Here is a 21,133-nt window from a genome sequence, read left to right on the forward strand (position 1 = left end):
GGCGAGCTCCCACAGCCCGTCCGGAACGATCCAACCCCACCGCCCACTCCCCATGCCAGAACAACGCTCAACTGACCATGTAGGACACGGTCTAAGTGCTCAGGCGGGGCCTGCGGCCCCTGCCCCGGCTCCCCGTGGCCTGTCGGGCTGGTCGCGCAGGTGCCCAGGGGCGCGGGGAACTGCGCGACCAGCCCGGCACGGTCCGCAGACGGAAGGGCGTGGGGTGCAGGGGCCGCAGGCCCCGCTCGGGGGCCGGGGCGGAGTCCCGGGGAGCCCACACCAACGCCCGCCCACCCCCGGAGGGTTAAGGGAAGGGGCGGGGTGGGGGCCCGGTAGCCTTGCCGCCCGTGACCGTAACCCTCATCTGGATCGCCGTGGCCCTCGCGGCGACCGGCCTCTACCTCAGCTGGACCGCCGGCCGCCTCGACCGCCTGCACGCCCGCATCGACGCCGCCCGCGCCGCCCTCGACGCCCAGCTGCTGCGCCGCGCCTCGGTCACCCAGGAACTGGCCACCTCCGGCGTCCTGGACCCGGCGGCCTCCATCGTGCTGTACGAGGCCGCGCACGCGGCCCGCCAGGCCGAGGAGGAGCAGCGGGAGGTAGCCGAGAGCGAGCTCAGCCAGGCGCTGCGGGCCGTCTTCGGCGAGCCCGCCCAGGTCGAGGCGGTCCGCGAGGCCCCCGGCGGGGTGGAGGCGGCGGAGGAGCTCGCCCAGGCCGTACGCCGCGTCCCCATGGCCCGCCGCTTCCACAACGACGCCGTACGCGCCGCCCGCGCCCTGCGCAGGCACCGCAAGGTCCGCTGGTTCCGGCTGGCCGGCCACGCCCCGTTCCCGCTCGCCTTCGAGATGGACGACGAGCCCCCGACCGCGCTCGCGGACCGCCCCGGCACATAACCGCCGCCAGCGGACACCGCCCCGCCCCCGGGCCACCCCGCCCGCCCCCCACCAGGCCAAAACGATCCACCGCCTCCACATTGGCCCTTGCTGTGGACTGGTCCGGCGGGTGACCCTCTGGGGCAGTAGGAAACCCCCTTCTCCACCCCAGCGAGGTCCCGTGTCCAGCACCCTCCCCACCACCGCCCAGAACCCCGAGACCGGCACCGCGCGCGTGAAGCGCGGTATGGCCGAGCAGCTCAAGGGCGGTGTGATCATGGACGTGGTCAACGCCGAGCAGGCGAAGATCGCCGAGGACGCGGGCGCCGTGGCCGTCATGGCCCTGGAGCGGGTCCCGGCCGACATCCGCAAGGACGGCGGCGTCGCCCGGATGTCCGACCCCAACATGATCGAGGAGATCATCGAGGCGGTCTCCATCCCGGTCATGGCCAAGTCGCGTATCGGCCACTTCGTCGAGGCCCAGGTCCTGCAGTCCCTCGGCGTCGACTACATCGACGAGTCCGAGGTCCTCACCCCGGCCGACGAGGTCAACCACTCCGACAAGTGGGCCTTCACCACCCCCTTCGTCTGCGGTGCCACCAACCTGGGCGAGGCCCTGCGCCGTATCGCCGAGGGCGCGGCCATGATCCGCTCCAAGGGCGAGGCCGGCACCGGCAACGTCGTCGAGGCCGTCCGCCACCTGCGCCAGATCAAGAACGAGATCGCCCGTCTGCGCGGCTTCGACAACAACGAGCTGTTCGCCGCCGCCAAGGACCTGCGCGCCCCGTACGAGCTGGTCAAGGAGGTCGCCGAGCTCGGCAAGCTCCCCGTGGTGCTGTTCTCCGCCGGTGGTGTGGCGACTCCCGCCGACGCCGCGCTGATGCGCCAGCTCGGTGCCGAGGGCGTCTTCGTCGGCTCCGGCATCTTCAAGTCGGGCGACCCGGCCAAGCGCGCCGCCGCCATCGTTAAGGCCACCACCTTCTACGACGACCCGAAGATCATCGCGGACGCCTCCCGCAACCTGGGCGAGGCCATGGTCGGCATCAACTGCGACACCCTCCCCGAGGCCGAGCGCTACGCCAACCGCGGCTGGTAAGGCACAGGTACCGAAGGACATGAGCAACACACCCGTCATCGGCGTCCTGGCCCTCCAGGGCGACGTACGGGAGCACCTGATCGCCCTGGCCTCGGCGGACGCCGTGGCCAGGCCGGTCCGGCGCCCCGAGGAGCTCGCCGAGGTGGACGGCCTGGTCGTCCCGGGCGGCGAGTCCACCACCATCTCCAAGCTCGCGGTCCTGTTCGGGCTGATGGAGCAGCTTCGCGCGCGCGTGGCCGACGGCATGCCCGTCTACGGCACCTGCGCCGGCCTGATCATGCTCGCCGACAAGATCCTCGACCCGCGCTCGGGCCAGGAGACGATCGGCGGCATCGACATGATCGTGCGCCGCAACGCCTTCGGACGGCAGAACGAGTCCTTCGAGGCCACCGTCGAGGTCACCGGAGTCGGCCCGGTCGAGGGCGTCTTCATCCGGGCGCCCTGGGTGGAGTCGGTGGGCGCGGGGACCGAGGTCCTCGCCGAGCACGGCGGCCACATCGTCGCGGTCCGCCAGGGCAACGCCCTCGCCACCTCGTTCCACCCCGAACTGACCGGCGACCACCGGATGCACGCTCTCTTCGTGGACATGGTGCGCGCCGCCCGGTGACCGGCTCCCGGTAGGATCTCTGGCGAACGACGCAGAATTGGTTACGCGAAGGAGACAGGCAGATGTCCGGCCACTCTAAATGGGCTACGACGAAGCACAAGAAGGCCGTGATCGACGCCAAGCGCGGCAAACTCTTCGCGAAGCTGATCAAGAACATCGAGGTCGCGGCCCGCACCGGGGGCGCCGACATCGACGGCAACCCGACCCTCTTCGACGCCGTGCAGAAGGCGAAGAAGCAGTCGGTGCCCAACAAGAACATCGACTCCGCGCTCAAGCGCGGCGCCGGTCTCGAGGCGGGCGGCGCCGACTACGAGACGATCATGTACGAGGGCTACGGTCCCAACGGTGTCGCGGTGCTCATCGAGTGCCTCACCGACAACCGCAACCGTGCCGCCTCGGACGTGCGCGTCGCCATGACCCGCAACGGCGGTTCGATGGCCGACCCGGGCTCCGTCTCGTACCTCTTCAACCGCAAGGGCGTCGTCGTCCTGCCCAAGGGCGAGCTCACCGAGGACGACGTCCTGGGCGCCGTCCTGGACGCGGGCGCCGAGGAGGTCAACGACCTCGGCGAGTCCTTCGAGATCATCTCCGAGGCCACCGACCTGGTCGCGGTGCGCACCGCGCTCCAGGAGAACGGCATCGACTACGACTCGGCCGAGGCCAACTTCGTCCCGACCATGCAGGTCGAGCTGGACGAGGAGGGCGCGCGCAAGATCTTCAAGCTGATCGACGCGCTGGAGGACAGCGACGACGTGCAGAACGTCTTCGCCAACTTCGACGTCTCGGACGAGGTCATGGAGAAGGTCGACGCGTGACGCCGTAGTACGCGGGCGTTTTCCGGCGGGCCGGTGGGACACCTCCCACCGGCCCGCCGCCGTTGTCGGTGGCAGCGGATAGCCTGGCAGCAAGTCAAAGATCACCAGGGGAGGGCGCGTGCGGGTACTGGGCGTGGACCCGGGGCTGACCCGGTGCGGTGTCGGTGTCGTCGAGGGCGTGGCGGGCCGCCCGCTGACGATGCTCGGCGTCGGCGTGGTCCGCACGCCCGCGGACGCGGAGCTCGGCCACCGCCTGGTCGCCATCGAGCGGGGCATCGAGCAGTGGCTCGACGAGCACCGGCCCGAATTCGTCGCGGTGGAGCGGGTGTTCAGCCAGCACAACGTCCGGACGGTGATGGGCACCGCCCAGGCCAGCGCCGTCGCCATGCTCTGCGCCTCCCGGCGCGGCATCCCGGTCGCCCTGCACACCCCCAGCGAGGTCAAGGCCGCCGTCACCGGCAGCGGCCGGGCCGACAAGGCCCAGGTCGGGGCGATGGTGACCCGCCTGCTGAGGCTGGACGCCCCGCCCAAGCCGGCCGATGCGGCGGACGCGCTGGCCCTCGCCATCTGCCACATCTGGCGCGCCCCCGCCGTCAACCGCCTGCAACAGGCGCACGAGCAGGCCCGCCGTGCCCACCTCTCCGTAAAGAAGGTCACGCGATGATCGCCTTCGTCAGCGGCCCGGTCGCCGCCCTCGCTCCCGACGCCGCGGTGGTCGAGGTCGGCGGCGTCGGCATGGCCCTGCAGTGCACGCCCAACACCCTGGCCACCCTGCGCGTCGGCCAACAGGCCAAGCTCGCCACGTCGTTGGTCGTCCGCGAGGACTCCCTCACGCTCTACGGGTTCGCGGACGACGACGAGAAGCAGGTCTTCGAGCTGCTCCAGACCGCCAACGGGGTGGGCCCCCGGCTCGCCCAGGCGGTCCTGTCCGTGCACACCCCCGACGCGCTGCGCCGGGCCTTCGCCTCCGGTGACGAGAAGGCGCTGACCGCCGTGCCCGGCATCGGCAAGAAGGGCGCCCAGAAGCTCCTCATCGAGCTGAAGGACCGGCTCGGCGCACCCGTCGGCAGCGCCCCCGCCGTCGGCGCCCCGGTCACGGCGGGCTGGCGCGACCAGCTGCACGCCGCCCTGATCGGCCTCGGGTACGCCACCCGCGAGGCCGACGAGGCGGTCACCGCCGTCGCGCCCCAGGCCGAGGCCACCGGGTCGCCGAACATCGGGGCGCTCCTGAAGGCCGCGCTCCAGACCCTCAACCGCGCCCGCTGAGCCGACCGGCCCCGCCCTGCCCGACGCCGCCCGACCCGACGAGAGAACCGTACTGATGAACTGGGACGAGACCGGATCCGAAGCCGACGCCACCGACCCGAGGCTGGTCGACTCGGTGGCCGACGGCGAGGACCAGGCCGTCGAGGCCGCCCTGCGCCCCAAGGACCTGGAGGAGTTCGTCGGCCAGGAGAAGGTGCGCGAGCAGCTCGACCTGGTGCTGCGGGCCGCCCGCGCCCGCGGCGCCACCGCCGACCACGTGCTGCTCTCCGGCGCCCCCGGCCTCGGCAAGACCACGCTCTCGATGATCATCGCGGCCGAGATGGGCGCCCCCATCCGCATCACCAGCGGCCCCGCCATCCAGCACGCGGGCGACCTCGCCGCGATCCTCTCCTCCCTCCAGGAGGGTGAGGTCCTCTTCCTCGACGAGATCCACCGGATGTCGCGGCCCGCCGAGGAGATGCTCTACATGGCGATGGAGGACTTCCGGGTCGACGTGATCGTCGGCAAGGGCCCCGGCGCCACCGCCATCCCGCTGGAGCTGCCCCCCTTCACCCTGGTCGGCGCCACCACGCGCGCGGGCCTGCTGCCGCCCCCGCTGCGCGACCGCTTCGGCTTCACCGGGCACATGGAGTTCTACGAGCCGGCCGAGCTGGAGCGCGTCATCCACCGCTCGGCCCGGCTGCTCGACGTGGAGATCGACCCGGCGGGCGCGGCCGAGATCGCCGGCCGCTCGCGCGGCACGCCCCGTATCGCCAACCGCCTGCTGCGCCGCGTCAGGGACTACGCGCAGGTCAAGGCCGACGGCGTGATCACCCGCGAGATCGCCGCGGCGGCCCTGGGGGTGTACGAGGTGGACGGCCGAGGCCTGGACCGCCTCGACCGGGCGGTGCTCCAGGCCTTGCTGAAACTGTTCGGTGGCGGCCCGGTCGGCCTGTCCACGCTGGCGGTCGCGGTGGGGGAGGAGCGGGAGACCGTCGAGGAGGTGGCCGAGCCCTTCCTCGTACGGGAAGGCCTGCTGGCGCGCACCCCGCGCGGGCGCGTCGCCACCCCCGCCGCCTGGGCCCACCTGGGCCTGGTCCCGCCCCAGCAGGGTCAGGGAGGCGTCCCGGGAGGCGGACAACAGGGGCTCTTCGGGCCGTGACGGCGCGGGTGGGTGCACGGGGAGGAACCCGGGTGCGATGCTGGGCGTTGTTCCAGCTGTGCGGACTCGCTTAGACTCCGCCGATGCCGCCCTCGTATTTGCCGGTCGGCATACCCACCCCCAGATCAGGCCGCACTCCTTGCGCGGTCGTGCGAAGGAAGTTCGTCCCGTGAATCCCGTGACCCTTCTCCCCTTCATCATCCTCATCGGGGCCATGTTCCTTATGACCCGTTCCGCGAAGAGGAAGCAGCAGCAGGCCGCGGCCATGCGGAATGACATCCAGCCCGGCACCGGCGTCCGCACCATCGGCGGTATGTACGCCACGGTGAAGGAGATCGGCGACGACACGATCCATCTGGAGGTGGCGCCGGGCGTCCACGCCGTCTACGCGAAGAACGCGATCGGCGCGGTCCTCTCCGACGAGGAGTACAACCGCATCGTGCACGGTGACACGGACGAGGTCGCCGACCTCCCGGCCGTGCCGGACGACGCCTCGTCGCTGACCGGGACCGCCGGACACCCGGCCGACGAGGCCGAGGCGGCCGACGTGGCCGAGGCCGCCCCGGCGGACAAGATCGACCTGGGCAAGAAGGACGAGGCGGACGACGCCGCCGCGCCCAAGGACGGCAAGGCAGACGGCGGGTCGGACGCGAAGTAGCCGCTCTCGGGGACCGGCGGGCGCCAGCGAGCGCCCGCCGGTCCCGTCGAGGGTGACGACTTCCACGGGGGACGTCCCCACAACACTTCGTGGCCGCCCAGGCGCACACCCGGCGCGGGCGGTTGGACAGGGAGAAACGACAAGGTGGCAGCACCGAAGAAGGGCCGAAGGCCGGCGGGGGCCCAGGGCAGGCCGGGGCGCACCCTGGTCCTGTTCCTGATCGCCATGGTGGCCCTCGCGGGCGGCATGTTCGCCTCCGGGCACAACACGCCCCGCCTGGGCATCGACCTCGCCGGCGGTACGAGCATCACGCTCAGGGCGAAGGCCGAGCCCGGCCAGGAAAAGGCGATCAACAAGAACAACATGGACACCGCGGTCTCGATCATGAACCGCCGTGTCAACGGGCTGGGTGTCTCCGAGGCCGAGGTCCAGACCCAGGGCGATCGCAACATCATCGTCAACATCCCCAAGGGGACGAACTCGGAGCAGGCCCGCCAGCAGGTCGGCACCACCGCCAAGCTGTACTTCCGGCCCGTCCTGACGGTCGCCGCCGGCACCCCCGCCAAGCCCCAGCCCAGCGGCTCGCCGAGCCCCACGGCCAGCAAGAGCGCGGGCAAGACCGACAAGAACGGCGACAAGAACAAGCCGTCCTCGACGCCGTCGGCCAAGCCGAGCGCGAAGTCGACGCCGCAGGGCCGCGCCCTCACCGACGCGCTGAAGGCGGACGGCAAGCCCTCCCCGAAGACCACGCCGGGCCTCCCGGCGACCCCCCCGAAGCCGGGGACGACGCCGGGCGCGACGCCGCCCGTACCGCCCACCGGCGACGCGGCGGCGGTGGCCAAGCTCCAGAAGCAGTTCGAGTCGCTCGACTGCTCCACCAAGGAGTCGCGCGCCAAGGCCGCCTTCGGCAGCAAGGCCACGGACACCATCGCGGCCTGTGACCAGACCGGCGAGGCCAAGTACATCCTGGGCCCGGCCGAGATCGAGGGCACGGACGTCAAGAAGGCCAAGGCCGTCATCGACCAGCAGCGCGGCATGTGGATCGTCCAGATGGACTTCACGGGCAAGGGCTCGAAGAAGTTCCAGTCGATCACCGGCAAGCTGTCGAAGCAGCAGTCCCCGCAGAACCAGTTCGCCATCGCGCTGGACAACCAGGTCGTCTCCGCCCCGTCGGTGAGCCAGACGCTCAGCGGCAGCGCCGAGATCTCCGGCAGCTTCAACCAGCGCTCCGCCAACGACCTGGCGAACGTGCTGTCCTACGGCGCCCTGCCGCTCTCCTTCGAGGAGCAGAGCGTCACCACCGTCACCGCCGCGCTCGGCGCCGACCAGCTGCACGCCGGTCTGATCGCCGGCGCCATCGGTCTGGCGCTGGTCATCCTCTACCTGGTGCTCTACTACCGGGGTCTGGCGCTGGTCGCCCTCCTGAGCCTCGTGGTCTCCGCGGTCCTCACGTACGTGATCATGGCGCTGCTCGGTCCGGCCATCAACTTCGCGCTGAACCTGCCCGCGGTCTGCGGCGCCATCGTCGCCATCGGCATCACGGCGGACTCGTTCATCGTGTACTTCGAACGGATCCGGGACGAGATCCGCGAGGGCCGCACCCTGCGTCCGGCCGTCGAGCGTGCCTGGCCCCGCGCCCGGCGCACGATCATGGTCTCCGACTTCGTGTCGTTCCTCGCCGCCGCGGTGCTGTTCATCGTGACCGTCGGCAAGGTCCAGGGCTTCGCCTTCACGCTGGGCCTGACCACCCTGCTCGACATCGTCGTGGTGTTCCTCTTCACCAAGCCGGTGATGACGCTCCTGGCGCGCAAGCAGTTCTTCGCCGGCGGCCACCCGTGGTCCGGTCTGGATCCGCAGCGTCTGGGCGCCAAGCCGCCGCTGCGCCGCTCCCGCCGCACCTCCGCCGCCCCCACCGACCCGAAGGAGGCGTGAGATGTCGCGACTCGGTCATCTCGGCGCCCGGCTCTACCGCGGTGAGGTCGGCTACGACTTCGTCGGCAAGCGGAAGATCTGGTACGGCATCTCGATCCTGATCACCATCACGGCCATCCTGGGCCTGGCGGTGCGGGGTCTGACGATGGGTATCGAGTTCGAGGGCGGCGCGGTCTTCACCACCCCGAAGACCTCGGTCTCGGTCGCCCAGGCGGAGCAGGTCGCGGAGCGCGCCTCCGGCCACGACGCCATCGTCCAGAAGCTCGGCAACAAGGGTCTGCGCATCCAGATCAGCGGCATCGACACCGCGAAGTCGGACGCGATCAAGACCGAGCTCTCCAAGGACCTGAAGGTCCCCGCCGAGGACATCAACGCCGACCTCGTCGGTCCCAGCTGGGGCGACCAGATCGCCAACAAGGCATGGACCGGTCTGATCGTGTTCATGATCCTCGTGGTGATCTATCTGGCGATCGCCTTCGAATGGCGCATGGCGCTCGCGGCCCTGGTCGCGCTGATCCACGACATCACGATCACCGTCGGTATCTACGCACTGGTCGGCTTCGAGGTCACCCCGGGCACCGTGATCGGTCTGCTCACCATCCTCGGTTACTCGCTCTACGACACCGTCGTCGTCTTCGACGGTCTCAAGGAGGGCCAGCGGGGCATCACCAAGCAGACCAGGCTCACCTACAGCGAGATGGCCAACAAGAGCCTCAACGGCACCCTGGTGCGGTCCATCAACACCACGGTCGTCGCGCTGCTCCCGGTGGCCGGTCTGCTGTTCATCGGTGGCGGCGTCCTGGGCGCCGGCATGCTGAACGACATCTCGCTGTCGCTCTTCGTCGGCCTCGCGGCCGGCGCGTACTCGTCGATCTTCATCGCCACCCCGCTGGTCGCCGACCTCAAGGAGCGCGACCCGCAGATGAAGGCCCTCAAGAAGCGGGTGCTCGCCAAGCGGGCCGCCGCCGCGGCCAAGGGCGAGACCGCCGACGAGCCCCGTGACGGCGAGCCGCAGGACGGCGCCGAGGACGCGGAGGACGCGACCGCGACCGCCGGCGCGGTCGTCGGCCAGCGCCGTCAGCCCTCCCGCAACAACCGGGGGAAGCGCCGATGACGGTCACCACCCAGGAGCTGCTGCTCAGCCGGATCCGTGACGTACCGGACTACCCGAAGCCGGGCGTGCTGTTCAAGGACATCACGCCGCTGCTCGCGGACCCGGCCGCCTTCACGGCCCTCACCGAGGCCCTCGCCGAGCTGTGCGTCCGCCACGGCGCGACGAAGATCGTCGGCCTGGAGGCGCGCGGCTTCATCCTGGCCGCCCCGGTCGCGGTCCGCGCGGGCATCGGCTTCATCCCCGTACGCAAGGCGGGCAAGCTCCCCGGAGCCACGCTCTCCCAGCGTTACGAGCTGGAGTACGGCACGGCCGAGATCGAGGTGCACGCCGAGGACCTGGCCGCGGGCGACCGCGTCATGGTCATCGACGACGTCCTGGCCACCGGCGGCACGGCCGAGGCCTCGCTGGAGCTCATCCGGCGGGCCGGGGCCGAGGTGGCCGGAGTGGCGGTCCTGATGGAGCTCGGCTTCCTGGCCGGACGTGAGCGGCTGGAAGCCGCCCTGCGCGGGGCTCCGCTGGAGGCCCTCATCACGCTCTGATCAAGAGCGGCGAAGACGCGGAAGGCGGGCACCGGGGGAATCCGGTGCCCGCCTTCAGCGTTGACGCGGTTGTGCCTGGTGAGGGCCGGTCCGGCAGCCGCGCCCCCCGCCCGTCCCGCCCCCCCCGGGAACGGGGGTTCCCCCCGGGGAGGCGGCGCCCCGGCTACAGCCGGTCACCCCCGCCCGACACGAACCGGCCGCCGAGGATCGATACCATGGGCTTCCGGGCCTGACCGGGGGACCCGGATCCTCCCCCAGACCCCGTCCGGGGGGACCCCAGAGGAGCGCTCTTGCCAGACGAGGCCCAGCCACTCTCCGCCGAGCGGCCCGACCAGCAGGCCGAGCAGCCCAAGGCGGCCCCCGCCGCGCCCCAGCAGCCCGCGGCGGAGCCCAAGCCGGTCGCGCCGCAGACGCCCCAGCGGCCCCTCGCGGCGACCCCGGCCCCCAAGACCACGTCCTCCGCGAGCCCGCCGGCCCGCTCGGGCGGCGGCTCCTCCAACCGGGTCCGCGCCCGGCTCGCCCGTCTCGGTGTGCAGCGCACCTCCGCGTACAACCCGGTCCTCGAACCACTGCTGCGGATAGTGCGCAGCAACGACCCGAAGATCGAGAGCGCCACGCTGCGCCAGGTCGAGACGGCCTACCAGGTGGCCGAGCGCTGGCACCGCGGCCAGAAGCGCAAGAGCGGCGACCCGTACATCACGCACCCGCTCGCCGTCACCACCATCCTGGCCGAGCTCGGCATGGACCCGGCGACCCTGATGGCCGGGCTGCTGCACGACACCGTCGAGGACACCGAGTACGGCCTGGACACCCTGCGCCGCGACTTCGGCGACCAGGTGGCCCTGCTCGTCGACGGCGTCACCAAGCTCGACCGGGTCCAGTTCGGCGATGCCGCGCAGGCCGAGACCGTGCGCAAGATGGTCGTCGCCATGGCCAAGGACCCGCGCGTCCTGGTCATCAAGCTCGCGGACCGCCTGCACAACATGCGCACCATGCGCTACCTCAAGCGGGAGAAGCAGGAGAAGAAGGCCCGCGAGACCCTGGAGATCTACGCTCCGCTCGCCCACCGCCTGGGCATGAACACCATCAAGTGGGAGCTGGAGGACCTCGCCTTCGCGATCCTCTACCCCAAGATGTACGACGAGATCGTGCGGCTGGTGGCCGAGCGGGCGCCCAAGCGCGACGAGTACCTCGCCATAGTGACCGACGAGGTCCAGTCCGACCTGCGGGCCGCCCGGATCAAGGCGACCGTCACCGGCCGCCCCAAGCACTACTACAGCGTCTACCAGAAGATGATCGTCCGCGGCCGTGACTTCGCGGAGATCTACGACCTGGTGGGCATCCGCGTCCTGGTGGACACCGTCCGCGACTGCTACGCGGCGCTGGGCACGGTCCACGCCCGCTGGAACCCGGTTCCGGGGCGGTTCAAGGACTACATCGCGATGCCCAAGTTCAACATGTACCAGTCGCTGCACACCACGGTCATCGGCCCCAACGGCAAGCCCGTCGAGCTCCAGATCCGTACGTTCGACATGCACCGCCGCGCCGAGTACGGCATCGCCGCGCACTGGAAGTACAAGCAGGAGGCCGTCGCCGGTGCCTCCAAGGTGCGCACCGACGTGCCGAAGAAGGCCGGCAAGGACGACCACATCAACGACATGGCGTGGCTGCGCCAGCTGCTCGACTGGCAGAAGGAGACCGAGGACCCCAGCGAGTTCCTGGAGTCCCTGCGCTTCGACCTGTCGCGCAACGAGGTCTTCGTCTTCACCCCCAAGGGCGATGTCATAGCGCTTCCGGCGGGTGCCACGCCCGTCGACTTCGCGTACGCGGTCCACACCGAGGTCGGCCACCGGACCATAGGCGCACGCGTCAACGGCCGGCTCGTGCCCCTGGAATCGACCCTGGACAACGGCGACCTGGTGGAGGTCTTCACCTCCAAGGCGGCCGGCGCCGGGCCCTCGCGCGACTGGCTGGGCTTCGTCAAGTCGCCGCGCGCCCGCAACAAGATCCGCGGCTGGTTCTCCAAGGAGCGCCGCGACGAGGCGATCGAGCAGGGCAAGGACGCCATCGCGCGCGCCATGCGCAAGCAGAACCTGCCGATCCAGCGCATCCTCACCGGCGACTCCCTGGTCACCCTCGCCCACGAGATGCGCTACCCCGACATCTCCTCGCTGTACGCGGCGATCGGCGAGGGCCATGTCGCCGCCCAGGGCGTCGTGCAGAAGCTGGTGCAGGCGCTCGGCGGCGAGGAGGCGGCCAACGAGGACATCGCCGAGTCGGCGCCGCCCTCGCGCGGACGCAGCAAGCGCCGGGCCAACGCCGACCCGGGCGTGGTGGTCAAGGGCGTCGACGACGTGTGGGTCAAGCTGGCCCGCTGCTGTACGCCCGTCCCCGGCGACCCGATCATCGGCTTCGTCACGCGCGGCAGCGGAGTCTCGGTGCACCGGGCGGACTGCGTCAACGTCGACTCGCTCTCCCAGCAGCCGGAGCGGATCCTCGAAGTCGAGTGGGCGCCCACCCAGTCGTCGGTCTTCCTGGTCGCCATCCAGGTCGAGGCGCTGGACCGCTCCCGGCTCCTGTCGGACGTCACCCGCGTCCTGTCCGACCAGCACGTCAACATCCTGTCCGCGGCCGTCCAGACGTCCCGCGACCGGGTGGCCACCTCGCGCTTCACCTTCGAGATGGGCGACCCCAAGCACCTCGGGCACGTCCTGAAGGCCGTGCGGGGAGTGGAGGGCGTGTACGACGTGTACCGGGTGACGTCGGCCCGCCGGCCGTAACCCTCCCGGGGCACACACGAACGAGGGCCCGCCCGTGGTGACACGGGCGGGCCCTCGTTCGTGTGATGCCGCAGGCTGCGCTGCGCGCGTCAGCCGCCGAACTCCTCCAGCCCCTTCAGAGCCTGGTCGAGCAGCGCCTGGCGGCCCTCCAGCTCCTTGGCGAGCTTGTCGGCCCGGGCGTTGTTGCCCGCCGCGCGCGCCGCGTCGATCTGGCCGCGCAGCTTGTCGACGGCCGCCTGGAGCTGGCCCGTCAGACCCGCGGCACGCGCGCGTGCCTCCGGGTTGGTGCGGCGCCACTCCGACTCCTCGGCCTCCTTCAGGGCCCGCTCCACGGCGTGCATCCGGGCCTCGACCTTGGGACGCGCGTCGCGCGGCACATGGCCGATGGCCTCCCAGCGCTCGTTGATGCCGCGGAAGGCCGCGCGGGCCGCCTTCAGATCGGTCACCGGCAGGAGCTTCTCGGCCTCGACGGCCAGCTCCTCCTTGAGCTTGAGGTTCTCGGTCTGCTCGGCGTCACGCTCCGCGAAGACCTCGCCGCGCGCCGCGAAGAAGACGTCCTGGGCGCCGCGGAAGCGGTTCCACAGCTCGTCCTCGGCCTCGCGCTGGGCGCGGCCCGCGGCCTTCCAGTCCGTCATCAGCTCGCGGTAGCGGGCCGCCGTGGTGGCCCAGTCCGTGGAAGACGACAGCGACTCGGCCTCGACGACCAGCTTCTCCTTGGCCTTGCGGGCCTCCTCGCGCTGTGCGTCCAACGACGCGAAGTGCGCCTTGCGGCGCTTGGAGAACGCCGAGCGCGCGTGCGAGAAACGGTGCCACAGCTCGTCGTCGGACTTCCGGTCGAGCCGGGGCAGGCCCTTCCAGGTGTCCACCAGCGCCCGCAGCCGCTCACCGGCCGAGCGCCACTGCTCGCTCTGCGCCAGCTCCTCGGCCTCGGCGACCAGCGCCTCCTTGGCGTGCTTGGCCTCGTCGGTCTGCTTGGCCTTCTGGACCTTGCGCTCCTCGCGCCGCGACTCGACGGTCTCGACGAGCTTGTCGAGCCGCTTGCGCAGCGCGTCGAGGTCACCCACCGCGTGGTGCTCGTCCACCTGGGTGCGCAGGTGGTCGATCGCCGCCTGGGCGTCCTTCGCCGACAGGTCGGTGGTCCTCACCCGCCGTTCGAGGAGGCCGATCTCGACAACCAGGCCCTCGTATTTGCGCTCGAAGTAGGCCAGGGCCTCCTCGGGAGTCCCCGCCTGCCACGATCCGACGACGACTTCGCCCTCGGCTGTACGCACATACACGGTGCCCGTCTCATCGACGCGGCCCCACGGGTCGCTGCTCACAGCGCCTCCTCCACATGATGCCCGCACGAGGGGTCCGGCCCTCATGGCATCGTCCACAGTTTCCGGGACGGGCCTCGCCCGCCCTCCACAACGCGTTTGTCACCGCGCTGCACAACGCCAATCTAGGCGACCGGCCGCCCGGCTGTCCGCACTCAGCGCGGCCGAATTCCGCGGGTCAGTCCTTGTTGACGGCGGCCTTCGTGATGGTGACGGCCGTCTTGGGCGCACCGTCCCCGGCGCCTCCCGCCACACCCGCCTTCGCGACCTCCTGGACGGCCTTGAGCCCGGCGGCGTCCATCGTGCCGAACGGCGTGTAGGTGGGCGGCAGTTTGGTCTCCTTGTAGACCAGGAAGAACTGGCTGCCGCCGGTGTGCGGCTGGCCGGTGTTGGCCATCGCGACGGTGCCCGCCGGGTAGGTGACCGTACCGTCCGCGCCCGCCTTGCCCAGGGCCGTCAGGTTCTCGTCCGGAATCGTGTAGCCCGGGCCGCCGGTGCCGTCGCCCTTGGGGTCGCCGCACTGGAGGACGAAGATGCCCTGCGTGGTCAGGCGGTGACACTTCGTGTTGTTGAAGTAACCCTTGTCGGCGAGGGACTTGAACGAGTTGACCGTGTGCGGGGTCTTCGCCGCCGCCATCGTGAACGCGATGTCGCCCGCGCTGGTCTTCAGCGACATCGTGTACGAGGCCTTCTGGTCGATCGCCATCTTCGGCTCCGGAGCCGAGTCCTTGCTCGCCGGGGGCGTCGGCGTCTGGGAGGGGGAGGCGGCGTCCGACTTCTTGTCGTCGCTGTCGAAGGCTCCCGTCGCGAAGGCCGCCCCGCCCGCCGCGACGACCACCGCGAGGGTGGCCGCGATGACGGTGTTGCGGCGCTTGGCCTTGCGTCGGGCCTCCTCGCGGCGGCGCTGCTGACGCTCGAACTTCTCCCGGGCGAGCTGGCGCCGGCGCTGATCGCTGCTGACCACCGGTGGTCTCCTTGTGCGGTGTAGTGGCGTACGGACGCGTGTACGCGCGGACTGTGCCCGTACCGTATATGGGTTCGCTGTGACAGGAGCAGCGCCGGTAGGCTCTGAACAGCCGCAATCACCCGCCGTACGAGAAACTGAGGACGATCGTGCTCATTGCCGGGTTCCCCGCCGGGGCCTGGGGGACCAACTGCTACCTGGTCGCCCCCGCCGCCGGCGAGGAGTGCGTGATCATCGACCCGGGCCACCAGGCCGCCCAGGGAGTCGAGGACGTACTCAGGAAGCATCGGCTCAAGCCCGTCGCCGTCGTCCTCACCCACGGCCACATCGACCACTGCGCCTCGGTCGTCCCGGTCTGCGGCGCCCACGACGTCCCCGCCTGGATCCACCCCTCGGACCGGTACATGATGAGCGACCCGGAGAAGGCCCTCGGCCGCTCCTTCGGCGCGCAGATCATGGGCGAGCTGACCATCGGCGAACCGGACGACGTCAAGGAGCTGACGGACGGCTCGACGCTGGAGCTCGCCGGTATGGAGCTCACCGTGTCGCACGCGCCCGGCCATACCAAGGGGTCGGTGACGTTCGGGCTGCCCGAGGCGGAGGACATCCCTCCGATCCTGTTCTCGGGCGACCTGCTCTTCGCCGGCTCCGTCGGACGCACCGACCTGCCCGGCGGCAGCCACGCCGAGCTCCTCGAGTCGCTGGGCCGTGTGTGCCTGCCGCTCGACGACTCGACCGTGGTGCTGTCCGGCCACGGCTCCCAGACCACCATCGGCCAGGAGCGCGCCACCAACCCGTATCTGCGGCAGGTGGCCGCCGGCCCGGGAGAAGGCATCGCCTCTCCCCGACGAGGAATGTGACGAGAAGCTTCCCCATGAGTACCTTCCAGGCTCCCAAGGGCACCTACGACCTGCTCCCGCCCGACTCGGCCCGCTTCCTCGCGGTGCGCGAGGCCATCGCGGCGCCCCTGCGGCGGTCGGGCTACGGCTACATCGAGACCCCGGGCTTCGAGAACGTCGAGCTCTTCGCGCGCGGCGTCGGTGAGTCCACCGACATCGTGACCAAGGAGATGTACGCCTTCGAGACCAAGGGCGGCGACCGCCTCGCCCTGCGCCCCGAGGGCACCGCGTCCGTGCTGCGCGCGGCCCTGGAGGCCAATCTGCACAAGGCGGGCAACCTCCCCGTCAAGCTCTGGTACTCCGGCTCGTACTACCGCTACGAGCGCCCCCAGAAGGGCCGCTACAGGCACTTCTCGCAGGTCGGCGCCGAGGCGATCGGCGCGGAGGACCCGGCGCTCGACGCCGAGCTGATCATCCTGGCGAACGACGCCTACCGCTCGCTGGGCCTGCGCCACTTCCGCATCCTGCTGAACTCGCTGGGCGACCAGGAGTGCCGGCCCGTCTACCGGGACGCGCTCCAGGACTTCCTGCGCGGCCTCGACCTCGACGAGGACACCCTGCGCCGGGCCGAGATCAACCCGCTGCGCGTCCTCGACGACAAGCGGGACGCGGTCCAGAAGCAGCTGGCGGGGGCGCCGCTGCTGCGCGACTACCTGTGCGACGCGTGCAAGGCGTACCACGAGGAGGTCCGCGAGCTCCTGAACGCCGAGGGCGTCGCCTACGAGGACGACCCCCGGCTGGTGCGCGGCCTGGACTACTACACCCGCACCACCTTCGAGTTCGTCCACGACGGCCTGGGCTCGCAGTCCGCGGTGGGCGGCGGTGGCCGCTACGACGGCCTCTCCGAGATGATCGGCGGCCCCGCGCTGCCCTCGGTGGGCTGGGCGCTGGGTGTGGACCGTACGGTCCTGGCGCTGGAGGCCGAGGGCGTCACCCTCGACATCCCCTCCGCGACCAGCGTGTTCGCCGTGCCGCTGGGCGAGGAGGCGCGACGGGTGCTGTTCCGCGTGGTCACCGAGCTGCGCCGGTCCGGGGTCGCCGCCGACTTCAGCTACGGCGGCAAGGGCCTCAAGGGCGCCATGAAGAACGCCAACCGCTCGGGCGCCCGCCTGACCCTCGTCGCGGGCGAACGGGACCTGGCCGAGGGCGTGGTGCAGCTCAAGGACATGGAGTCCGGCGACCAGGTGGCGGTGCCCGTCGCCCAGGCCGTCGAGGCCGTGCGCGCGCGCCTGGTCTGACATCCCGGTCAACTCGGTACGTACGGCGTCGTCCTGATGGATGACGCCGACGGCGAAGTGCCAAGTCCGGTCCACGCGGGCCGGACTCGGCGCGACCGATGCCGTCGTCCTTATCCCCATCGAACGGTGGCCGGGCCACGGATTGCGGCACAATGGCCCGTGCCCAGCAGCCACGGAATGACGGAACGGCGATATGACCACAACAGTTGACGACGTCTCCTCCGGCCGGGAGCAGATGAGCACCGAGGGCACCGTCGGTGCCGGCCGCGCGTTCGCGTGGCTCCTGGTGATCACGGGCGCCGCCGGACTGCTCGCGGCCTGGGTCATCACGCTCGACAAGTTCAAGCTGCTGGAGGACCCGAACTTCACCCCGGGGTGCAGCCTCAACCCGGTGGTCTCCTGCGGCAACATCATGAAGAGCGACCAGGCCTCGGCGTTCGGCTTCCCGAACCCGATGCTCGGCCTGGTGGCCTACGGGATCGTCATCGCGGTCGGCATGAGCCTGCTGGCGGGCGCCCGCTTCCGCCGCTGGTACTGGCTGACCCTGAACGCGGGCACGCTCTTCGGCGTCGGATTCTGCACCTGGCTCCAGTTCCAGTCGCTGTACCGGATCAACGCGCTCTGCCTGTGGTGCTGCCTGGCCTGGGTCGCCACGATCCTCATGTTCTGGTACGTGACCTCGCACAACATCCGCCGCGGCCTGCTGCCGGCCCCGGGCTGGCTGAAGTCGTTCCTGTCGGAGTTCACCTGGGTGCTGCCGGTGGTGCACGTCGGGATCATCGGCATGCTGATCCTGACCCGCTGGTGGGACTTCTGGACCAGCTGACGCGGCGGACGGGGAAACCCCTGTTCCGGCCCGGCAGGGCCTGAACAGGGGTTTTTCCCGTCCTGACGGCATTGTCAGTGGGGTGGCATAGGGTTCTTGACGTGGAGCCCGACCTGTTCACCGCAGCCGCAGAGGACCGCCAGGAGAAAGACCCGGCGGGCAGCCCTCTGGCCGTCCGGATGCGCCCGCGCGTCCTCGACGAAGTCGTCGGCCAGCAGCATCTGCTGCGGCCCGGCTCGCCGCTGCGGCGCCTGGTGGGGGAGGGGAGCGGCGGCCCCGCCGGGCCCTCCTCCGTGATCCTCTGGGGCCCGCCCGGAACGGGCAAGACGACGCTGGCGTATGTGGTGTCGAAGGCGACCAACAAGCGGTTCGTCGAGCTCTCGGCGATCACCGCGGGCGTCAAGGAAGTGCGGGCCGTGATCGACGGGGCCCGCCGGGCCATCGGCGGCTTCGGCAAGGAGACCGTCCTCTTCCTCGACGAGATCCACCGCTTCTCCAAGGCCCAGCAGGACTCACTGCTCCCCGCGGTGGAGAACCGCTGGGTGACGCTGATCGCGGCCACCACCGAGAACCCGTACTTCTCGGTGATCTCCCCGCTGCTCTCCCGCTCCCTGCTGCTGACCCTGGAGCCGCTCACCGACGACGACCTGCGCGCCCTGCTGCGCCGGGCGGTCGAGGAGGAGCGCGGGCTCGGCGGGGCGGTCACGCTGGCCGAGGACGCCGAGGCGCATCTGCTGCGGATCGCGGGCGGCGACGCCCGGCGCGCGCTGACCGCCCTGGAGGCGGCGGCGGGCTCCGCCCTGGCCCAGGAGGAGCGGGAGATCACGCTCCGGACCGTCGAGGAGACGGTCGACCGGGCGGCCGTGAAGTACGACAAGGACGGCGACCAGCACTACGACGTGGCGAGCGCCCTGATCAAATCGATCCGCGGCTCGGACGTGGACGCGGCGCTGCACTATCTGGCGAGGATGATCGAGGCGGGCGAGGACCCGCGGTTCATCGCCCGTCGGCTGATGATCTCCGCGAGCGAGGACATCGGTCTCGCTGACCCGACCGCGCTGCCGACGGCCGTCGCCGCCGCCCAGGCGGTCGCCATGATCGGCTTCCCCGAGGCGGCCCTCACCCTCAGCCACGCCACCATCGCCCTGGCCCTGGCCCCCAAGTCGAACGCGGCGACGACCGCGATCGCCGCCGCCATGGAGGACGTCCGCAAGGGCCTGGCCGGCCCGGTCCCGCCGCATCTGCGCGACGGCCACTACAAGGGCGCCGCCAAGCTCGGCCACGCCCAGGGGTATGTGTACCCGCACGATGTGCCGGGCGCGATCGCCGCCCAGCAGTACGCGCCGGACGCGGTCGCCGACCGGCGCTACTACGAACCCACGCGCTACGGCGCGGAGGCGCGCTACGCGGACGTGGTGGAGAAGGTCCGCGAAAGGCTCGGCCGGGGGGAGTAGGCCCCGCCCCGGCGACTTCGCGCCCTGGGCCGCCCGGCCCGATACGGCAGTCCTCAGCCCGTCGCCGCCTCGAAGAGCCGCCGCATGGCCCGGCGCAGCGGGACGAGCCCGGTCACCGGCTCCGGGAATTCGAAGCGCGCGTCGAAGCAGCGCCCGGCGCTGTCCCGGAACCGCACCCGCAGCCCGAACCGGTCGAGCGCCAGCGGCGTGACCGAGGTCATCCCCCGGTCCCCCTTGGGCCCGAGCCGGGCCACCAGAGCGCACAGCGAGCGCACCTGTTCCCCGTGGTGCGCGTGGAGGTGCTGGAGCAGCTCGGCCTCGTCCCGGACCAGCGGATCGGGCTCGGCGGCGGCGAACGCCTCGGGCTCCACCGCGCTCGCGCCCCACAGATCGTCCACGTACCCCTGGTTCACCTCCAGGCGCAGCGTCATGCTGCCGGGCGGGGCGAGGCCGGGCACGCGGGTGAGCCAGCCGGTGATCCAGGCGCGGCCCCGGATACGGTGGGGGACGGATACCGGCGCCACATCGGTGATCTCCAGGACGGCGGAGAGCTCGTCGTCCTGGGCGTGGGTCGCGGCCCGTACGGCGGGGGAGTCGGCGGGGAAGAGCAGGAACAGATCGCCCTCGGGTCCGACGTTGCGCAGCCTGGGCGTCAGCAGCTCAGGGCGGGCGCCCGCCAGGCCGGTCGGAAGCAGCACGGACGAGCAGGTACTATGTACGAGAGTTCGTGTGCGCTCGGCTGCTGACGGCATCCGCGCGATTTCATGTCCGCTGGGACGCGGCTGACCACGATCTGATCGGACCTCCGTCACGTGACCGGTGGCATGCTGCGCACCGGTACCGGCCCCGTTCTGCGGGCCGGTGGAGCCGGCCCCTTCTGCGGGTCCGGCCTTCTTCGTGCTGTCCGTGATGTGACTGGTGTTCCCCGGACGAGACATACGATCTCCTTGAGTAAGGTGAGCCTAACCTAACCCAACCATGGAGGTTTGGAGAACGTGCCTAACCAGTCGCGTCCCAAGGTCAAGAAGTCCCGTGCGCTCGGTATCGCGCTGACGCCGAAGGCCGTCAAGTACTTCGAGGCCCGTCCGTACCCGCCGGGCGAGCACGGCCGTGGCCGCAAGCAGAACTCGGACTACAAGGTCCGTCTGCTCGAGAAGCAGCGTCTGCGCGCCCAGTACGACATCTCTGAGCGTCAGATGGCGCGTGCCTACGACCGCGCCAAGAAGGCCGAGGGCAAGACGGGCGAGGCGCTGGTCGTCGAGCTCGAGCGTCGCCTCGACGCCCTGGTCCTGCGTTCGGGCATCGCCCGCACCATCTACCAGGCCCGCCAGATGGTCGTCCACGGCCACATCGAGGTCAACGGTGGCAAGGTCGACAAGCCGTCGTTCCGTGTCCGTCCGGACGACGTCATCACCGTGCGCGAGCGCAGCCGTGAGAAGCACCCCTTCCAGGTTGCCCGCGAGGGTGGCTACGCCGGCGAGGGCGAGACCCCGCGCTACCTCCAGGTGAACCTGAAGGCTCTGGCCTTCCGCCTGGACCGTGACCCGAACCGCAAGGAAATCCCGGTCATCTGCGACGAGCAGCTCGTCGTCGAGTACTACGCCCGCTGATCCGGG

The 21,133-nt window shown here is 71.0% G+C and carries 20 protein-coding genes; 17 read left to right on the plus strand and 3 right to left on the minus strand.

What is annotated here, in order from left to right:
* Window positions 1–347: 347 nt before the first annotated feature.
* From ACZ5ID_RS24500 to ACZ5ID_RS24555, 12 genes are all read left to right on the plus strand, one after another.
* Window positions 348–893: a LemA family protein gene (locus ACZ5ID_RS24500; RefSeq protein ID WP_406557580.1), complete on the plus strand. Its 546-nt coding sequence runs from the start codon at window positions 348–350 to the stop codon at window positions 891–893.
* Between the two features lie 160 nt (window positions 894–1,053).
* Window positions 1,054–1,968: a pyridoxal 5'-phosphate synthase lyase subunit PdxS gene (gene pdxS, locus ACZ5ID_RS24505; protein ID WP_358837583.1), complete on the plus strand. Its 915-nt coding sequence runs from the start codon at window positions 1,054–1,056 to the stop codon at window positions 1,966–1,968.
* A 19-nt stretch (window positions 1,969–1,987) separates the two neighbouring features.
* Window positions 1,988–2,575, plus strand: coding sequence for a pyridoxal 5'-phosphate synthase glutaminase subunit PdxT (gene pdxT, locus ACZ5ID_RS24510; protein ID WP_468901731.1), 588 nt, complete (start codon window positions 1,988–1,990; stop codon window positions 2,573–2,575).
* A gap of 62 nt (window positions 2,576–2,637) precedes the next feature.
* Window positions 2,638–3,390, plus strand: a complete 753-nt coding sequence (locus ACZ5ID_RS24515; RefSeq protein ID WP_406554627.1) for a YebC/PmpR family DNA-binding transcriptional regulator — start codon at window positions 2,638–2,640, stop codon at window positions 3,388–3,390.
* Window positions 3,391–3,508: 118 nt separating this feature from the next.
* The gene (gene ruvC / locus ACZ5ID_RS24520; RefSeq protein WP_468901735.1) at window positions 3,509–4,054 is read left to right on the plus strand and encodes a crossover junction endodeoxyribonuclease RuvC; all 546 of its coding nucleotides are present in this window, start codon (window positions 3,509–3,511) and stop codon (window positions 4,052–4,054) included.
* A complete protein-coding gene (ruvA, locus tag ACZ5ID_RS24525; protein ID WP_468901738.1) occupies window positions 4,051–4,656 on the plus strand; it encodes a Holliday junction branch migration protein RuvA in 606 nt (201 codons plus the stop codon). Before ruvC ends, ruvA begins: the two co-directional genes overlap by 4 nt.
* Before the next feature lie 55 nt (window positions 4,657–4,711).
* Window positions 4,712–5,797, plus strand: a complete 1,086-nt coding sequence (ruvB, locus tag ACZ5ID_RS24530) for a Holliday junction branch migration DNA helicase RuvB (protein ID WP_468901741.1) — start codon at window positions 4,712–4,714, stop codon at window positions 5,795–5,797.
* Window positions 5,798–5,966: 169 nt separating this feature from the next.
* Window positions 5,967–6,455, plus strand: coding sequence for a preprotein translocase subunit YajC (gene yajC, locus ACZ5ID_RS24535; protein ID WP_468901743.1), 489 nt, complete (start codon window positions 5,967–5,969; stop codon window positions 6,453–6,455).
* Between the two features lie 144 nt (window positions 6,456–6,599).
* Complete coding sequence (secD, locus tag ACZ5ID_RS24540; RefSeq protein ID WP_468901746.1) at window positions 6,600–8,387, plus strand: protein translocase subunit SecD; 1,788 nt, start codon at window positions 6,600–6,602, stop codon at window positions 8,385–8,387.
* Between the two features lies 1 nt (window position 8,388).
* Window positions 8,389–9,501 (plus strand): protein translocase subunit SecF, encoded by a 1,113-nt coding sequence (gene secF, locus ACZ5ID_RS24545; protein ID WP_468901749.1) that lies wholly within the window; start codon window positions 8,389–8,391, stop codon window positions 9,499–9,501.
* A complete protein-coding gene (locus ACZ5ID_RS24550) occupies window positions 9,498–10,040 on the plus strand; it encodes an adenine phosphoribosyltransferase (RefSeq protein WP_468901752.1) in 543 nt (180 codons plus the stop codon). Before secF ends, ACZ5ID_RS24550 begins: the two co-directional genes overlap by 4 nt.
* 290 nt (window positions 10,041–10,330) lie before the next feature.
* On the plus strand, window positions 10,331–12,820 hold the full coding sequence (locus ACZ5ID_RS24555; protein ID WP_468901755.1) for a RelA/SpoT family protein: 2,490 nt from the start codon (window positions 10,331–10,333) through the stop codon (window positions 12,818–12,820).
* An 89-nt stretch (window positions 12,821–12,909) separates the two neighbouring features.
* Here the strand turns inward: ACZ5ID_RS24555 and ACZ5ID_RS24560 are convergent, their stop codons facing one another.
* Together ACZ5ID_RS24560 and ACZ5ID_RS24565 are read right to left on the minus strand one after the other, a co-directional pair.
* Entirely contained in the window at window positions 12,910–14,139 is a 1,230-nt protein-coding gene (locus tag ACZ5ID_RS24560) for a DUF349 domain-containing protein (protein ID WP_406552008.1), read from the minus strand.
* Window positions 14,140–14,314: 175 nt separating this feature from the next.
* Window positions 14,315–15,100, minus strand: coding sequence for a peptidylprolyl isomerase (locus tag ACZ5ID_RS24565; protein ID WP_406552007.1), 786 nt, complete (start codon window positions 15,098–15,100; stop codon window positions 14,315–14,317).
* A gap of 149 nt (window positions 15,101–15,249) precedes the next feature.
* Between ACZ5ID_RS24565 and ACZ5ID_RS24570 the strand changes: the two genes are divergently transcribed.
* From ACZ5ID_RS24570 to ACZ5ID_RS24585, 4 genes are all read left to right on the plus strand, one after another.
* Window positions 15,250–15,960, plus strand: coding sequence for an MBL fold metallo-hydrolase (locus ACZ5ID_RS24570; RefSeq protein WP_468901761.1), 711 nt, complete (start codon window positions 15,250–15,252; stop codon window positions 15,958–15,960).
* 14 nt (window positions 15,961–15,974) lie between these two features.
* Window positions 15,975–17,237, plus strand: coding sequence for a histidine--tRNA ligase (hisS, locus tag ACZ5ID_RS24575; RefSeq protein WP_468901764.1), 1,263 nt, complete (start codon window positions 15,975–15,977; stop codon window positions 17,235–17,237).
* A 193-nt stretch (window positions 17,238–17,430) separates the two neighbouring features.
* Window positions 17,431–18,063: a vitamin K epoxide reductase family protein gene (locus ACZ5ID_RS24580; protein WP_468901767.1), complete on the plus strand. Its 633-nt coding sequence runs from the start codon at window positions 17,431–17,433 to the stop codon at window positions 18,061–18,063.
* Between the two features lie 101 nt (window positions 18,064–18,164).
* On the plus strand, window positions 18,165–19,517 hold the full coding sequence (locus ACZ5ID_RS24585; protein ID WP_406552003.1) for a replication-associated recombination protein A: 1,353 nt from the start codon (window positions 18,165–18,167) through the stop codon (window positions 19,515–19,517).
* 53 nt (window positions 19,518–19,570) lie between these two features.
* Here the strand turns inward: ACZ5ID_RS24585 and ACZ5ID_RS24590 are convergent, their stop codons facing one another.
* A complete protein-coding gene (locus tag ACZ5ID_RS24590) occupies window positions 19,571–20,269 on the minus strand; it encodes a DUF2470 domain-containing protein (protein ID WP_468902176.1) in 699 nt (232 codons plus the stop codon).
* A gap of 243 nt (window positions 20,270–20,512) precedes the next feature.
* On the opposite strand from ACZ5ID_RS24590, the gene rpsD reads away from it, so the two are divergent.
* Window positions 20,513–21,127: a 30S ribosomal protein S4 gene (gene rpsD / locus ACZ5ID_RS24595; RefSeq protein ID WP_101392271.1), complete on the plus strand. Its 615-nt coding sequence runs from the start codon at window positions 20,513–20,515 to the stop codon at window positions 21,125–21,127.
* The last annotated feature ends 6 nt before the right edge of the window (window positions 21,128–21,133 follow it).

This window comes from Streptomyces sp. NPDC031670 (assembly GCF_055580545.1).

Excerpts from the sequence above, each read along its gene's own strand:
- ruvA (WP_468901738.1), top strand. The coding sequence starts at position 4,051 with ATGATCGCCTTCGTCAGCGGCCCGGTCGCCGCCCTCGCTCCCGACGCC.
- ruvB (WP_468901741.1), top strand. The coding sequence starts at position 4,712 with ATGAACTGGGACGAGACCGGATCCGAAGCCGACGCCACCGACCCGAGG.
- ACZ5ID_RS24590 (WP_468902176.1), bottom strand. The coding sequence starts at position 20,269 with ATGCCGTCAGCAGCCGAGCGCACACGAACTCTCGTACATAGTACCTGC.
- ACZ5ID_RS24515 (WP_406554627.1), top strand. The coding sequence starts at position 2,638 with ATGTCCGGCCACTCTAAATGGGCTACGACGAAGCACAAGAAGGCCGTG.
- ACZ5ID_RS24550 (WP_468901752.1), top strand. The coding sequence starts at position 9,498 with ATGACGGTCACCACCCAGGAGCTGCTGCTCAGCCGGATCCGTGACGTA.
- hisS (WP_468901764.1), top strand. The coding sequence starts at position 15,975 with ATGAGTACCTTCCAGGCTCCCAAGGGCACCTACGACCTGCTCCCGCCC.
- pdxT (WP_468901731.1), top strand. The coding sequence starts at position 1,988 with ATGAGCAACACACCCGTCATCGGCGTCCTGGCCCTCCAGGGCGACGTA.
- ACZ5ID_RS24580 (WP_468901767.1), top strand. The coding sequence starts at position 17,431 with ATGACCACAACAGTTGACGACGTCTCCTCCGGCCGGGAGCAGATGAGC.
- secF (WP_468901749.1), top strand. The coding sequence starts at position 8,389 with ATGTCGCGACTCGGTCATCTCGGCGCCCGGCTCTACCGCGGTGAGGTC.